This is a genomic window from Micromonospora parathelypteridis, from assembly GCF_014201145.1.
GTDB classification, from domain to species: Bacteria; Actinomycetota; Actinomycetes; order Mycobacteriales; family Micromonosporaceae; genus Micromonospora; species Micromonospora parathelypteridis.
Map to the genome: position 1 here is coordinate 133517 of NZ_JACHDP010000001.1, position 15128 is coordinate 148644.

Consider the following 15128-nt stretch of genomic DNA (forward strand, 5'->3'; position numbering starts at 1 on the left):
CTCCTTTCGGTTGCTCCCTTGTGGAGCAGTTCTCATCGATCACGACCCGCCATTGGGAGCGCTCCCCAACCCAAGTCCACGACGGTTAATCGAGGATTTGGGCGGTGTTACGGAACGCCGGCACTGGCAAGATCACCGTACGCGCGCTAGGTGGCGTGCCGTCAATACCATGATCGGAAACGGCGAACCCGTATCGCTCGCCCGGCGCATCGCGTGGGGGCGCAGCTACCCCGACAGCCCCGCCGGTACGGGTACCTGAAGGTGCGCCAGGAGGGCGGCGACCTCACGGTCGAGGTCAAGGCTCACCTCGTGGATCGCGTCCACTCCGAACGAACCGAATGGACGACTGGGCTGCTCGATGACGAACCGCGCTCCGCCCTGGGGTCCATCGCAGATCACCACGCGCAGCGGCGCGTACAGCATGGCGGCGGGATCGTGCCGGAACATCCGCTCGGCGGTGGTGTGGTTGCCCATCAGGTATTCGACACAGTGCAGGGGGTCGCCTGCGAGCTTCATCATCGGTTGCAGGTCGCCGCTGCTCCAGTAGATGAGGAAGTCGTGGGGTGCCCGCTCGCGCATCAGGGCGAGCACGTCATCCCACGGGGCGCCGCGGGCCACCAGCGCGTTGAACGCCCCGGCGTCGTAAGGCGGGACGGCCTGCTCGTACTGCCGCCGGAAGTCCTCGAAGGGGCGATCGACGCGGATGTCCAGACACCTGGCCTGGTAACTGCGCTCGGAGTGACCCTGTTCCATCGTGCCCACGTCTCCCTAGCCGAACGAGCGGTTCGGATAACTTTATCCGTATTTGTGACGAATGCAGGATTAGTATCTGATCACTGTTGATCCCGCCATTTCTGAGGTGATGTGTGTGAACGGGGCCGAAGCACTGCTGCGGACGCTGGCCGGCGGCGGAGTGGAGGTGCTCTTCACCAACCCCGGCACCACCGAGCTGCACCTGGTCGGGGCGCTCGAGTCGGTCACCGAGGTGCGCGGTGTGCTTGCTCTCTTCGAGGGTGTGGTCACCGGCGCGGCGGACGGTTACGCCAGAATCGCGGGCAAGCCCGCCGCGACGCTGCTGCACCTGGGGCCCGGCTTCGCGTACGGCCTGACCAACCTGCACAACAGTCGGCGCGCCAACTCGCCGGTGGTGAACATCGTCGGGGACCACGCCACGTTCCACACCGCGTTCGACCCACCGTTGAACTCCGACATTGCCGCCCTGGCGGGATGGCTGCGCGGCCCGGTCCGCCGCCCCGAGGACGCGGCCGGCGCCGGCCCTGACGCCGCGGCCATCCTCGCCGCCGTGCTGGAACCTCCCGGGCAGGTCGCCACCGTGGTCATGCCGGCGGACGTGTCCTGGTCCGACGGAGGTGCGGCTGCCGCGCCCGCCAAGCCGCGGACAGCGCCGGCCGTCGACCAACAGGTGCTGACGCAGATCGCGGACGTCCTTCGCGCCGACGAGACGACCGCCCTGGTCATCGGGGGCCCGCTTCTCCGTGAAGCGGGCTTGCTGGCCGCTGGCCGCATCGCCGCGGCGACTGGTGCTCGCGTGCTGCAGGAGCTCTACTCCAACCGGGTCGAACGCGGGACGGGTCTACCCGCGTTCCCCCGACTCGGCTTCTATCCGGAGCAGGTGCTCGAACAACTGCACGGGGTACGTCACGTCATCGTCGCGGGCACCAAGGCGCCCATCTCCTTCTTCGCCTACCCCGACCAACCGAGTCTCCTCGTGCCCGAGGGCGCTCGGACGCACATCCTGGCCGAGGTCGGCCAGGACGCCGTCGCGGCGCTCCTCCACCTTGCCGACCTGGTGGCACCGGACACTGCCGCCCAGGTCACCGACCCGCATCGACCGGCGCTGCCGACGGGCCCGCTCACCCTGCAGAACTGGGCCGACGTCGTCGCAGCCCTGCTACCCGAACGGGCCATCATCATCGATGAGAGCGTCAGCTCCGGCACCGCTCTGGCGACCGCCACCGCCGGCGCCCCTCGGCACGACGTGCTCATGCAGACTGGTGGCGCGATGGGCGACGGCCTGCCGTTGGCCGTCGGCGCCGCGGTTGCCGCACCCGACCGGCCGGTGGTGGCGCTGGTGGCCGACGGCTGTGTCATGTACACCGCCACCGCGCTGTGGACCCAGGTGCGCGAGCAGTTGAACATCACCAACGTGATTCTCAACAACCAGGCGTACGCGATCCTGCGCCAGGAGTGGGGACACTTCAGCAAGCGCCCGGGCCTTGCCAGTCCGGACAGCAATCCACTGTTCGACCTGGCCAACCCACAGATCGATTTCGTCGGGCTGGCGAATGCGTTCGGCATGCCCGCGAGCCGCGCAACCACCGCCGAGCAGCTGGCCGAGCAGTTCTCCCAGGCGCTGGCCCAGCCCGGCCCGCACCTCATCGACGCCACCATCCCGCCCGCCGCCTAGGTCCCCACGCGTCCGATCGCGTGCGCCCATGAACGGGCTGCGATGATCAGCGGATGGAGTTCGTGCTCGATCCACCGCGCGGGGTGGGCCCGCTTTCGCTCGGCATGACGATCGACGAGGCCCGCGGAGCGCTCGAAACGCTCGGCCGGCTGACGCCGACCGCCTACGGCGAGCTGGCCCTGCACCTGCCGAGCGGGCTGGGGTTCAGCGTGGGGTTCGGGGTCGGCCCGACACGGGGCCGGGTCAACGCGATCGAGGTGTGGCGTCCACATGAGCAGGACGTGGTGCGCTACCGCGATGTCGATGTCTTCGGGCTGCCCGCGCTGGAGGTCGTGGAGCGCCTACGACGCCATGTCGACATCGAGCCGAATGAGGAGGACGACGGGTTCACCGCGCGAAAGCTGTACCTCGCGCTGTGGCGGCCGTTCGCCGAGGACGACGACCCGGACGAGGAGCAGGGTCACTTCTTCCAGTCGGCGTTCCTGGCTCGGCCCGGCTACGACGACACGCCCGCCGAGGCAGCGGCCCGGCTGGCCGCCGGCCACGAGCCGGGCTACTGATTCAACTCATCCGCGTCCGGTGTGGCCTGTCGGGCCGCACCGATGGCGGCACCCCGTCCAGGTGCGTCTCCTTGACGCCGCCAGAGCAGGGTGCACGCCCCGGCGAGGGCCAGTCCGAGCAGCGGCGCGACGCCGACCCCGGCGAGCGTGCAGGCGACCGCCAGCAGCGCCGGCGGCACCCAGCACCAGGCGGGCACGGTCCGCGGCGCACGGCCGCGCCGGCGGGCGGCGGCCTCGGTCGCCATCGGCACCACCAGCACCGGCAGCGCGGCGGCCAGCAGTGTGAGCCAGGGCAGCACCAGGCGGTCGAAGCGGGCCACCGCCAGCATCCCGCCGAGCACCGCGACGGCGAGCATCGCCGCTCGGGCCGGCACCCGCGGTGCGAGGCCGCGCACCGCCAACGCCCCGGAGTAGGTGGTGGTCAGCGCCGCGGCGAAGACCGCCACCGCGACGAACAGATTCGCGTACGCGGCCAGCCCCGACCCGGTGGCGAGCAGCGCGACCACGTCCGCCGAGCCGGTCCGCAGCCACAGGCCGGCGCCGGCGAGCACACCGAGCAGCGCCGGACCGATCAGCAGCCCCACGCACCAGGCCAGGTCCCGCCGCCGGGCCAGACCGACGCTGAAGTCCGGTGCGCGCAGCGCGAACACCGCCGCGTAGCCGATCAGCGCGGCCGCGTCGGCGAGCCCACCGGCGGCGAGGCGGACCGGCGCGCCGGGCGGCGGCAGCACGGTCAGGCACCAGACGACCAGCACCACCGCGCTCAGCGTGGTGAACACCGCGACCCGGTTGCCGAGCCGGGCCGGCCCCCACGAGACGGCAAGGACCGCGACCTCCAGCAGGGCCGGCCCAGCCCAGCCCGGCAGATGCGTCAACGCGGCCAGGGAGGCGCCGCCGAGGCCGACGTTGAACCCGTTCCAGCCGACCATCGACACGGTCAGCACGGCCGCCAGCAGCAGCCGCGAGGTGTTGCCCAGGTACGCGGGCAGCACCGCCGTCAGCGTCCCACCGTCGCCGAGCGGCCGGCGCAAGCCGATCCGGCCCTGCCCCCACAGCAGCGCCGCCATCAGTGCCGCGCCGACCAGCAGCCCGGTCACCGGCACCGCGCCGCCGTGTCGGGCGGCCATCGCCGCGCCCAGCACCAGGGTGGCCGGCGCGGTGCCGATGCCCAGCCAGGCGCCAACCGCCGCCGGCCACCGCCGTTCGAGAACCTCAGACAACGTGACCCAGGTAGCCGGTGATCGCCGCGTCCAGCACCTCCGCGCCCGGACGCGCCCACACCTCGGCGGAGAAGACCTCCACCTCGATCGGGCCGGCATACCCGGCCGCGTCCACCGCCTCGCGCAGCCGACGCAGCTCGATGCAGCCGTCGCCGGGCAGCGCCCGACCGAGCAGCACCCCCTCCGGCAGCGGCGTCACCCAGTCACAGACCTGGAACGCGGCGATCCGTGGGCCGGCCCGCTCGATCTGCGCGTACACCGTGTCGTCCCACCACACGTGGTACGCGTCCACCACCACACCGACGACCGTCGGGTCGAACAGCTCGGCGATGTCCAGCGCCTGACCGAGGGTGGCGATCACGCAGCGGTCGGCGGCGAACATCGGGTGCAGTGGCTCGATCGCCAGCCGGACCCCGGCTGCCGCCGCGTGCGGGGCCAACTCGCCGATCGCATCGGCGACCTGACGGCGGGCACCGTCAATGTCCCGGCTACCGGGCGGCAGCCCTCCGGAGACCAGCACCAGCTCCGGTGCGCCAAGCGTGGCCGCCTCCTCGATGGCGCGCAGATTCTCCGCACGCCAGTCGTCGGCAGCGAAGAAGCCGCCCCGACACAGCGAGGTGACGGCCAGGCCGGCGTCGCGGACCAGCTTCGCCGACCGGGCCAGGCCGTGCTCCGCGACGGGCTCCCGCCACAACCCGATGCCGGGTACGCCAGCAGCCACACACCCGGCCACCACGTCGGGCAGCGGCCACCGCTGGGCGGTCGCCTGATTGAACGAGAACCGGCGCAGCCCGGTCATTGCCGGACACCCGCGACCGTGAACAACGCCCGGGCGCGGGCGGCAGCCAGGTCGGCGTCGGGTAGCAACCCGGCGGCGTCGGCCAGGGTGAGCAGGGTCGCCAGGTGCACCGGGGACCGGCCGGACTGCGCGCCACCGACCATGGTGAAGTGGTCCTGATGCCCGGCCAGCCAGGCCAGGAAGACGATCCCCGTCTTGTAGTGCCAGGTCGGCGCCGCGAACAGGTGGCGGGCCAGCGGCACGGTCGGCGCGAAGATCTCGTCGTACGCCGCCAGGTCGCCCCGGTCGAGGGCGGCCAGCGCGGCGGCGGCGGCCGGCGCGATGGCTGCGAACACCCCGAGCAGCGCGTCGGAGTGACCCACCTCGTCACCCCGGATCAGCTCCGGGTAGTGGAAGTCGTCGCCGGTGTAGAGGCGTACCCCGGCCGGTAGTCGGCGGCGCAACGCGACCTCGCGGCCGGCGTCCAGCAGCGACACCTTGATGCCGTCCACCTTGGCCTGCTGTCCCTTGATCAGCTCGGTGACCGTGTCGGCGGCCAGGTCCAGGTCGACCGCACCCCAGTAGCCGGTCAACGCCGGGTCGAACATCGGGCCCAGCCAGTGCAGCACCACCGGCTCCTCGGCGGCGGTCAGCAGCTCGTCGTACACCCGAAGGTAGTCCTCCGGGCCGCGGGCGGCGGCGGCCAGGTGCCGGCTGCACATCAACACCGGCTGGGCGCCGGCCGCGTGTACGTCGTCGAGCTGCTCGCGGTACGCGGCTCGGACCGCGGTCAGGGTTGCCGGGCCGGGCGGCAGCTGATCGGTGCCGACGCCGGCGACGATCCGCCCACCCACCGCGCGGGCCTCGGCGGCGCTGCGACGGATCAGCTCCCGGGTGGCCGGATAGTCCAGCCCCATCCCCCGCTGGGCGGTGTCCATCGCCTCGGCGACCCCCAGCCCGTACGACCAGAGGTGCCGCCGAAACGCGAGCGTGGTGTCCCAGTCCACCGCCGCCGGGGCACCCGGCACGTTCTCCGCCCCCGGGTCGGCGACCACGTGCGCGGCGGCGTACGCGATGCGGCTGGTCGCGGGCGCGGCCGGCCGGGCGAACCCGCTCCCCCCGGCCAGCCGGTGCCGCAGCCCGCCGGGCAGCACGACCTCGGCGGTCATGAGCGCAGCTCCGGCACCTCGACGCGACTGCCCTCCCGGGCCGAGCGCAGCCCCAACTCGGCGAGTTGCACGCCGCGCGCGCCGGCCAGGAAGTCCCACCGGAACGGCTCACCGGCCACGACGTGCCGCAGGAACGCCTCCCACTGCACCTTGAAGCCGTTGTCGAACTCCTCGTTGTCGGGCACCTCGGCCCACTGTGCCCGGAAGTCCTCGGTGGCCGGCAGGTCCGGGTTCCACACCGGCTTCGGAGTGACCGCCCGGTGCTGGATCCGGCAGTTGCGCAACCCGGCCACCGCGCTGCCCTCGGTGCCGTCGACCTGGAACTCCACCAGCTCGTCGCGGTACACCCGCACACTCCAGGCCGAGTTGATCTGCGCGATCACCCCGCCGTCGAGTTCGAAGACGGCGTACGCGGCGTCGTCCGCGGTGGCCTGGTACACCTGGCCGGCCTCGTCGACCCGCTCGGGCACGTGGGTGGCGGTCACGCAGGAGACGGCGTTGACCCGACCGAACAGCTCCTCCAGCACGTAGTGCCAGTGCGGGAACATGTCGACCACGATGCCGCCGCCGTCCTCGGCCCGGTAGTTCCACGACGGACGCTGTGCGGGCTGCCAGTCGCCCTCGAACACCCAGTAGCCGAACTCGCCGCGCACCGAGAGAATCCGGCCGAAGAAGCCGCCGTCGATGAGGCGCTTGAGTTTGCGCAGACCGGGCAGGAAGAGCTTGTCCTGCACGACGCCGGTGCGTACGCCGGCCGCGTCTGCCGCCCGGGCCAGGTCGAGCGCCGCCGCGGTGTCCTCGGCCAGTGGCTTCTCCGTGTAGATGTGCTTGCCAGCCTCGATGGCCTGCCGGATCGCCTTCTCCCGCTGCTGGGTGACCAGGGCGTCGAAGTAGATCTCGACGTCGTCGCGGGCCAGCGCCGACGTCAGATCGGTCGTCCAGTCGGTCAGCCCGTGCCGTTCGGCGAGCTCCCGGAGCTTCGTCTCGTTGCGCCCGACCAGGACCGGTTCCGGCCAGATGGTCGTGCCGTCGGCCAACGTCACCCCGCCGGATTCGCGGATGGCCAGCAGCGAGCGGACGAGGTGCTGCCGGTACCCCATCCGTCCGGTCACTCCGTTGACGATGATGCCGATCGACCTGCGGGTCATGGTGTTCCTTCCGTCGTGCTGGTCGTGCCGATCCGCGCTCAGTGGTTGGCGGCCGCGCTGCCGAGCAACCCACGCAGGTCGGTGGCGAGCCGGTCGAAGCGGGAATCCGACATCACCTGCGCGTAGTCGCGGTGCGCCGGCAGCTCGACCGGGAAGGTGCGGATGATCCGGCCGGGCCGGGCGCTCATCACCACGACCCGGGTGCCGAGGAAGACCGCCTCGGCGATGGAGTGGGTGACCAGCACGACCGTGGTGTCGGTCTCCCGCCAGATCCGGTGCAGCTCGGCGTTCATCTGCTCCCGGGTCAGCGCGTCCAGGGCGCCGAACGGTTCGTCCATGAGGAGCACCGGCGGGGAGTGCAGCAGCGCGCGGCAGAGCGCCACCCGCTGCTGCATACCGCCGGACAACTCGTGTGGCAGCGCCTTCTCGAAGCCGGTCAACCCGGTCATCTCGATCAGCTCGTCCGCCCGGCGGGCCGCCTGCGTCCGGTCCATGCCCCGCATCTCGGCCTGGAGCAGGATGTTGGCCCGCGCGCCGCGCCACTCCAGCAGCGCGGCCTTCTGGAACACGAAGCCGATCTCCTTCTGCGGCCCGCGCACCGGGCGTCGCAGCAACGACACCGTGCCACTGGTCGGCTTGACCAACCCCGCGACGATCTTCAGCAGGGTGGACTTGCCGCAGCCGGACGGGCCGACGATCGTGACGAACTCGCCCGGTTCGATGTCCAGCGACACGTCGTCCAGCGCGGTGGTCTGCGAGCGCCGGGAGGTGAATCGGACGGTCACCCCGGACATCCCGATGGCGGTGCCGGTGGCGGCCGGCGCGGCGGTCACCGGGTCACCCCTGCGCCGCGTACGAGGAGTCCCAGTACGCGTTCGGCGCACCCGGGTCCTTCAGCTCCGCGTAGCGGGACATCAGGTCGATGGTCTCGGTCCACTGCGCCTCGGTGTTCACCCCGGGCGGGCCCTCGCCGCCGAGCAGCGGCAGGTTGAGGGTGAGCTGCTTGGTGAGCACCTCGGGGGCGGGCTCGTTCTCGGCGAGCGCGACCATCGCGCTCACCGCTCCGGCCGGGTCGCGCGCGGCGTCGGACCAGGACTTCTGGGTGGCCCGGACGAACTTGCGGGCCAGCTCCGGGTCCTTCTGCAGGGTCTGGGTGTTGGCGATCAGGCCGGTGCCGAGCAGGTTCATCCCGTAGTCGGCGAAGAGCAGCACGTCGACCTTCTTGCCGGTCTTGCTCTCGATGGTGGGCGCCTGGTCGTGGAAGAAGCCCATGATCGCGTCGACCTTGCCCTCGGCCAGGGCTGCGATCTTGCCGGCGGCGTCCACGTTGACCACCTTGACGTCGTCCTTCTTGAGACCGTTCTTTTCCAACCAGGCCGGGAAGGTCGCGTAGAGCGCGTCGCCGGGGGTGCCGCCGACGGTCTTGCCCTTGAGGTCCGCCGGGGTCTTGATGTTCTCCTCGGTGAAGAACTCCACCGAGGAGGGACCCTTCTCCAGGTACGCGCCGAGGCTGCGCACCGGCATCCCGCTGGCCACCGACTTGAGCAGCACGGGGCTGTCCGCCCAGCCGAAGTCGGTCTGCTTCTGGGCGACCTGCTTGACCGTGTTGCCCGAGCCGTTGCCCGGCAGGATCTTCAGGTCGATGCCCTCGGCCGAGTAGTAGCCCTTCTGCAGGCCGTAGTAGAACGGCGCGTGCTCGCCGTAGGGCACCCAGTTGAGGGTGAGGGTGACCTGCTTGCTGCCGTCGGCGCCGGTCTTGCCGGCGGAGTCGTCCCCGCCGCAGCCGGTGGCGGCGAGGAGCAGGGCGGCGGTGGCCAGGATGGTGGTAGCGGTGCGTTTCATCGGTGCCTCCGTGATGGGGTCGGTCAGGAGGTGGTGAGTGACACGCTGGCGCGACGGCTGGCGTGCCACGGGATGAGCAGTGCCTCGGCGATCTCGACCAGGACGAACAGGACGATGCCGATGGCGGACATCAGGATCAGGTCGGCGAACAGCAGCGGGGCGTCGAGGTTGCCGTTGGCCAGCAACAGGACGTAGCCGAGCCCTTCGCTGGCACCGACGAACTCACCGACCACGGCACCGACCACCGCGAGGGTGACCGCCACCTTCAGGCCGGCCATCAGGTGCGGCAACGCGTTCGGGAAACGGATCTTGCGGAAGGTGCGCCACGGCCCGGCACCCATCGTGGCGGCGAGGTCGAGCAGCTCCGGATCGGTGGAGCGCAGCCCGGCCACGCCGGAGATGACCACCGGGAAGAACGCGATGAGCACCGCCAGGATGATCTTCGGGGTGAGGCCGAGGCCGAACCAGACCACCAGCAGCGGCGCGATGGCGATCTTCGGGATGACCTGTGCGAACAGGACGATCGGGTAGAGCGCCTTGTCCAGGGTGCGCGAGTAGGCGATGGCGACCGCGGTGGCCAGACCCAGCGCGGCGGCCAGCACGAAGCCGAGCACCGTCTCGTAGAGGGTGACCAGGGTGTGTCGGGCCAACTCGGACCACTGGCCGGTCATCGTCTCCCAGACCTGGCCGGGGGTGGGCACCAGGTAGTTCGGGACGTACTCCCGGGCGGCCACGAACCACCAGGCGGCGACGAAGGCCGCGAGCACCAGCGCCGGGCGCCAGAGCGAGTCGGCGAAGGTCACCGCTCGACGGCCGAGCGTCGGCCGAGGGGGGCGGCCACCGGTGCCGGGCGGTCGACCGGCCACCGTGGACGAAACCACGCCGTCGGTGGCCGCCGATCCGGCCCGTTGGCCCGCCGTGTCCAGAGCGTTCTCGGTCACGCGGAACCTCCTCGGGGCCCGGCCCGGCATTCACGGAAGGGGCCGGTCGGCGGATCAGGCAAACGCTTTCCTGGAGCGTAGGCGGCCCACCAATACCAGGCAAGGCCTTTCCTCGATCTGTTTCCACCGATGCGTACCGAGCCCGGCAATCATGACTTGTGGACGGTCAGCCGGTCGCCGGGTAGGTGTCGAGCAGGCCACACATGCCCAGCCGACCCCGCTCGACCGGCTCGTCCACCGCGTACACCCCCGCCTCGCCCAGGTGACCGGGGTCCCCCCGTTCGAGGGCGTCGAGCTGCACGCCGGTTCCGGCGGCGGCGCGGCCCGCGCCGGCCTCCCACCGCTGCCGCCACCGCGCCAACAGCGGCTGACGTAGCGCGATCGCCGCGGCATGGAACGCGGCCAGCGCCGCCGGACCACCGGACCGCAGCGCCTGGAAGCCGGTCACCGCAAGATCCCTCCTGCGGTACGCAGAGCGCACGTCCGCGCCCGGCGCTCCCCCGTCGGGCAGCGCCACCGCGGCCGCGTACGAGGCCGGATCGGCCAGCACGTCGGGCGGGAACGTCAGCACCGCGTCGCCGGCCTCGGGCAGACCGCTGTTCTGCATGAGCACCACAATGGTCAGACCACCTCCGTTGACCAGGCGGTGCACGGTGCCCGGCTCGAACCAGACCACCGCGCCCGGCCGCAGCGGAGTCTCCCGGAAGCCGGCAGTGGTCAGGGTCTGCACCGCGCCCTCGCCGTCGGTCACCACGTAACCCTCGGTGCAGCAGAGGTGCATGTGCGGGGTGCCGCCCACCAGGCCGTCCGGGGCGACGGTGTCGTAGACGCGCAGGCGGGAGACCCCGATGCCGCCGGGCAGCGGGGCGGCGAAGTGATCCGACACGGCCGGGCCTCCCTGCGGGAAAGGGCTTTCTCTGCGGTACCGTGACGCTAGCCGGCACGACGAAACGCCGTCAACAGATCGAGGGGGCGGGCCATGGCGACCCTGTCCGATGTGGCGCGCCGTGCGGGCGTCTCACCCGCCACCGCCTCCCGTGTGATCAACGGCAGCAGCAAGCCGGTCACCGACGAGCTGCGCGAGCGAGTGCTCGCTGCGGTCGCCGAGCTGCAGTACGTGCCGAACGCACACGCCCAACTGCTGGCCCGCTCGCACCGCAGCGCGGTCGGCGTGATCGTGCACGACGTCTCCGACCCGTACTTCGCCGAGATCACCCGTGGTCTGCAACGCGTCGCCACCGACCAGGGCCGGCTCTTGATGATCTGCAACAGCTACCGGGACCCGGACCGTGAGCTGGAGTACGTGGAGCTGCTGCGCGGCCACCAGGTGGCGGCACTGATCCTGGCCGGCTCCGGCTACCACGACGAGGCGTTCACCCGGCAACTCAACGAGAAGCTCGCCGCGTACGAGGCGACCGGCGGCCGGGTCGCGGTGATCGGTCGCCACGAGCACTCCGGCGACGCGGTGATGCCGGACAACCGGGCCGGCGGTTACCTCGCTGGTCGGGAGCTGTGCGGGCTGGGGCACCGGGCGATCGGCGTGGTCGCCGGCCCGCGCATCCTCACCACCACGACCGACCGGCTGGCCGGCCTCCGGCAGGCCCTCACCGAGCAGGGCCGCGACCTGCCCGAGCGGCGCATCCGGTACGCCGAGTTCGACCGCGACGGCGGGGCCGAGGCGACCGCCCGGCTGCTCGACGCCGACCCGGAGCTGACCGCGATCGTGGCGCTCAACGACTCGATGGCCATCGGCGCGCTCGCCACCCTGCGGGCCCGTTCGCTGGCGGTGCCGCAGCAGGTCTCCGTGGTGGGCTTCGACGACATGCCGATCGCCCGGGACGTGACCCCGGCGCTGACCACCGTGCGGCTGCCGCTGGTCGACATGGGAGTACGGGCGATGTCCCTGGTGCTCGGCGCCGAGGCACCGACGCCCCGGGTCGAGGTGCTCCCCGCCGAGCTGGTCCGCCGCGACACCGCCGGTCCCGTCCCGCATTCCGCCCGTGCCTCGGCAGGCCCGGCGCCGCGCGCGCGAAGAGGTGACGCCACCCCGTGAGCGGGCTCAGCCCGTGAGCGGGGTCAGCCCGACGCAGCGTCGGATCACGAGCGACGACGTGGCGTACCTGCTGCGTGCGTCGTTCGGGTCGCGAACCCGGGTTCGTGACGCCGGTCCGCTGGCCGGCGGCGGGTACGCGACGGTCTGGTGGGCGCTGCTCGACGACGACAGCCGGGTGGTGCTGAAGCTGGCCCCACCGGCCGGAACGCCACTGCTGCGCTACGAACGAGGACTCTGCGCCGCCGAGGCACGATACTTCCGACTCGTCGCCGAACGTGCGCCGCAGGTGCCCGTACCCCCGGTCCTGCATCACGGCGCCGACCCGGCGTACGGCGAGTGGTTGGTCACCGCGCTGCTGCCCGGCCGGTCGCTGCGCGAGCTGGCCGAGGCCGGTGTCGCGGCCGACGACGGCCCGGCGCGGTACGACCTCGGGGCGGCCCTCGCCGCGCTGCACCGGGTCACCGGCGACCGGTTCGGGTACGACGGCGACCGGGCCGACGGGTCGACCTGGCGGGCAGCGTTCACGGCGATGCTCGACGCGCTGCTGGCCGACGCGACCGAGTGGGACGTCCGGCTGCCGGTGACCCCGGAGCGCCTGCACGCGCTGGTGGGGTCGCACGCGGACGACTTGGACGAGGTGCGCCGCCCCGCCCTGCTGCACTTCGACTGCTGGGACGGCAACGTGCTGGCCGCGCCGGGTGCGGACGGCCGGCTGCGGCTGCGTGGGCTGGTGGACGGTGAGCGGTTCCTCTACGGCGACCCGCTGCTGGACCTGGTCTCGCCAGTGCTGTTCCGACGCGTCGAGGACGACCTGGAGCTGCCCCTGCTGCGCGGCTACCGGGCCGCCGCCGTCTCGCCGCTGGTGCTGGACGCGTCCGCGCGCCGACGGCTCGGCCTCTACCGCTTGCACCTGTACCTGTTGATGACCGTCGAGATGCCCAGCCGGGGCATGACCCCGCAGAGCCACCCGCAGCGGCACGCCCGGCTCGCGGCCCTGCTGGATTCGGAGCTGGCCGCGCTCGCCCTCGACTGAGCGAAATCCCGTTGCCCGGCCGGGGCACCGCTCGTAACCTGCCCGGCGTGCAGATTCGGGAGTTCGTGACGGAGGACTGGGCGCAGGTCTGGCCGATCGTCGAAGAGGTGATCCGGGCCCGGGAGACCTTTCCCTACGACCCGGCGATGACCGCCGACGCCGCCTACGGCATGTGGGCTGAGGTTCCGCCGGGCCGGACCGTCGTCGCGGTCGACGGTGAGCGGGTCCTCGGCACCGCGAAGATGGGCACCAACCGGCCCGGACCGGGCGCCCACGTGTCCACCGCCAGCTTCATGGTCGCCGCCGACGCCCGGGGCCGGGGCGTCGGCACCGCGCTGTGCCGCGACGCGCTGGCCTGGGCCCGCCAACAGGGGTACGCGGGCATGCAGTTCAACGCCGTGGTGCAGAGCAACCGGTCGGCGGTCGACCTGTACCGGCGGGAGGGTTTCGACGTGGTCGGCACCGTGCCGGGCGCGTTTCGCCACCCCGCCCTCGGCCGGGTCGGCCTGCACGTCATGTACCAGGAGTTCTGACCTGCGCCTCCGACCGTCCCTGGTGGGCTGACCGGCTTCGCTGGCCGGGGGCCATGGTGGTCGGCAGAGCCTTTGGAGCTGATGTCGTAAACGAATCGGCCGCTCGCCGTGCCGTTTGAGCCGTGCCGTTTGAGCCGTGCCGGCTGAATCGTCTACGACATCAGCTCCATAGCGTCTCAACCACTGACCGTGCCCCCGGCCGAGGCAGCGCTCCGCGCCTCGGTCACGTGCGCAAGGCTCGGTTGGGCAACCGGGCGAGCTGACCACATCGATATCCTTGCTGAGTGACCCTCAAGGGAGCATTGGCGTGGATCGTCACAGGCGGCGTGGGTCTTCTCGTCGGCGCCACGGTGGGTCTGTTGCTGACAGTGGTCTTTGAGGATCCGCTCAAGAAGCTCCTGCAGAGGCTTCGTCGGCGGGGAAGATTTATGCGGGCGGGCCGGCGGGCGGCGAAAGCTGTGGACTTCGACTTCGGCGGAGTCACGTCACAGTGCATGATCGTGACTGGCGACGGCACCGAGGCCATCAAAGAGGAGCTGGTGCACCTCATCGTCAGTGACGAGCCGGTCGAGCTACCGGCGGAGTTGGCGGCCTGGCGATCGGAGATCGCCGCTGAGGAGCAGGCCAGGGCAGATTCCGGAGCACCGCACCACTGGAATGGTGATTGTTTCGCGGTTGCTGAACTGGTCGAAGAGCGGACTTCCCGCGACGAGGAGGTGGAGCTTTTCCTCCACCTCCGGCGCACCGACTACTACAGCTTCCTGGCCAGCCAGAACCTCGACAGGCGCTTTCGGGACGGCACCACGCCACGAACCAGGTACATCGATCCAGTCGGTCACCGCAGAGCACCGGCCTTCATGTCGCTGAGCCTCGGTACCAGCATTTTGGTCATCACGACCGACAACCGCGTTCTGATCTGCCAGCGGAGCCCCAGGGTCGGTTCCCGACCGCTGCACTGGGGTGTCTCGGCAGATGAGGGGCTCAGCGCACGACTCGACTCGCCCAGCGGCCTTCCCCCTCGGCTACATGCTGCCGCGCGACGTGGGCTCGGCGAGGAACTTGCACTTGAGGATCACGAGTACCGCCTCGCCCTGCTCGGCATCACCATCGACACCGAACGGCACCAGTGGGACTCGGTGTTCGTGGCGTACGCGCATGACCTCACCTCGGAGCAACTCGAACGTCGTATGAAGCGCGGCACGAAGGACGGCTCGCTGGAGATCGCATCCTGGGAGTTCGTGTCCTTCGATGTAAGGTCCGTCCTGCAGCGGCTACACGCCGGGCAGCCGGAGCGGAAGTGGACTCCGGTCGCGCCCGTGGCCCTCTACCTCGCCCTGGTCCACGAATACGGACGATGGCGTGTAGAACGGCTGAGCAGGCGTCACGCGGCCAGGATGGTGCGTACGACATCAGCTCCGTAGCG

Annotated in this window: 15 protein-coding genes; 6 read left to right on the forward strand and 9 right to left on the reverse strand. The window is 71.3% G+C overall.

Annotation, left to right across the window (positions count from 1 at the left end; translation table 11 throughout):
* Positions 1-225 precede the first annotated feature (225 nt).
* On the reverse strand, positions 226-753 hold the full coding sequence (locus HNR20_RS00565; protein WP_184175372.1) for a DUF302 domain-containing protein: 528 nt from the start codon (positions 751-753) through the stop codon (positions 226-228).
* 115 nt (positions 754-868) lie between these two features.
* Here HNR20_RS00565 and HNR20_RS00570 point away from each other — a divergent pair, with 115 nt between their 5' ends.
* Together HNR20_RS00570 and HNR20_RS00575 are read left to right on the forward strand one after the other, a co-directional pair.
* Positions 869-2428, forward strand: a complete 1560-nt coding sequence (locus HNR20_RS00570) for an acetolactate synthase large subunit (protein ID WP_221309651.1) — start codon at positions 869-871, stop codon at positions 2426-2428.
* Positions 2429-2481: 53 nt separating this feature from the next.
* On the forward strand, positions 2482-2988 hold the full coding sequence (locus tag HNR20_RS00575) for a hypothetical protein (protein ID WP_184175376.1): 507 nt from the start codon (positions 2482-2484) through the stop codon (positions 2986-2988).
* Here HNR20_RS00575 and HNR20_RS00580 read toward each other — a convergent pair.
* The 8 genes from HNR20_RS00580 to HNR20_RS00615 all read right to left on the reverse strand — a co-directional run bounded on the left by HNR20_RS00580 (position 2982) and on the right by HNR20_RS00615 (position 10972).
* Entirely contained in the window at positions 2982-4208 is a 1227-nt protein-coding gene (locus HNR20_RS00580) for an SLC5/6 family protein (RefSeq protein ID WP_184175378.1), read from the reverse strand. The two genes, HNR20_RS00575 and HNR20_RS00580, sit on opposite strands and share 7 nt — an antisense overlap.
* Complete coding sequence (locus HNR20_RS00585) at positions 4201-5007, reverse strand: sugar phosphate isomerase/epimerase family protein (RefSeq protein WP_184175380.1); 807 nt, start codon at positions 5005-5007, stop codon at positions 4201-4203. Before HNR20_RS00585 ends, HNR20_RS00580 begins: the two co-directional genes overlap by 8 nt.
* On the reverse strand, positions 5004-6155 hold the full coding sequence (locus tag HNR20_RS00590; RefSeq protein WP_184175382.1) for a dihydrodipicolinate synthase family protein: 1152 nt from the start codon (positions 6153-6155) through the stop codon (positions 5004-5006). The genes HNR20_RS00585 and HNR20_RS00590 overlap by 4 nt, the downstream gene beginning before the upstream one ends.
* A complete protein-coding gene (locus tag HNR20_RS00595) occupies positions 6152-7303 on the reverse strand; it encodes a Gfo/Idh/MocA family protein (RefSeq protein WP_184175384.1) in 1152 nt (383 codons plus the stop codon). Before HNR20_RS00595 ends, HNR20_RS00590 begins: the two co-directional genes overlap by 4 nt.
* A gap of 38 nt (positions 7304-7341) precedes the next feature.
* Entirely contained in the window at positions 7342-8097 is a 756-nt protein-coding gene (locus HNR20_RS00600; protein ID WP_221310008.1) for an ABC transporter ATP-binding protein, read from the reverse strand.
* A gap of 43 nt (positions 8098-8140) precedes the next feature.
* On the reverse strand, positions 8141-9145 hold the full coding sequence (locus tag HNR20_RS00605) for an ABC transporter substrate-binding protein (RefSeq protein ID WP_184175388.1): 1005 nt from the start codon (positions 9143-9145) through the stop codon (positions 8141-8143).
* Between the two features lie 23 nt (positions 9146-9168).
* The gene (locus tag HNR20_RS00610; protein WP_229687402.1) at positions 9169-10086 is read right to left on the reverse strand and encodes an ABC transporter permease; all 918 of its coding nucleotides are present in this window, start codon (positions 10084-10086) and stop codon (positions 9169-9171) included.
* 166 nt (positions 10087-10252) lie between these two features.
* Positions 10253-10972 carry a cupin domain-containing protein gene (locus HNR20_RS00615; RefSeq protein ID WP_184175390.1) on the reverse strand — a complete coding sequence of 240 codons (720 nt, stop codon included), beginning with the start codon at positions 10970-10972 and terminating at the stop codon, positions 10253-10255.
* Positions 10973-11065: 93 nt separating this feature from the next.
* On the opposite strand from HNR20_RS00615, the gene HNR20_RS00620 reads away from it, so the two are divergent.
* From HNR20_RS00620 to HNR20_RS00635, 4 genes are all read left to right on the forward strand, one after another.
* Positions 11066-12139: a LacI family DNA-binding transcriptional regulator gene (locus HNR20_RS00620; protein ID WP_184175392.1), complete on the forward strand. Its 1074-nt coding sequence runs from the start codon at positions 11066-11068 to the stop codon at positions 12137-12139.
* 13 nt (positions 12140-12152) lie between these two features.
* The gene (locus tag HNR20_RS00625; RefSeq protein ID WP_184175394.1) at positions 12153-13172 is read left to right on the forward strand and encodes a phosphotransferase family protein; all 1020 of its coding nucleotides are present in this window, start codon (positions 12153-12155) and stop codon (positions 13170-13172) included.
* Positions 13173-13219: 47 nt separating this feature from the next.
* Positions 13220-13705 carry a GNAT family N-acetyltransferase gene (locus HNR20_RS00630; RefSeq protein ID WP_184175396.1) on the forward strand — a complete coding sequence of 162 codons (486 nt, stop codon included), beginning with the start codon at positions 13220-13222 and terminating at the stop codon, positions 13703-13705.
* Positions 13706-13989: 284 nt separating this feature from the next.
* On the forward strand, positions 13990-15126 hold the full coding sequence (locus tag HNR20_RS00635; protein ID WP_184175398.1) for an NUDIX hydrolase: 1137 nt from the start codon (positions 13990-13992) through the stop codon (positions 15124-15126).
* The last annotated feature ends 2 nt before the right edge of the window (positions 15127-15128 follow it).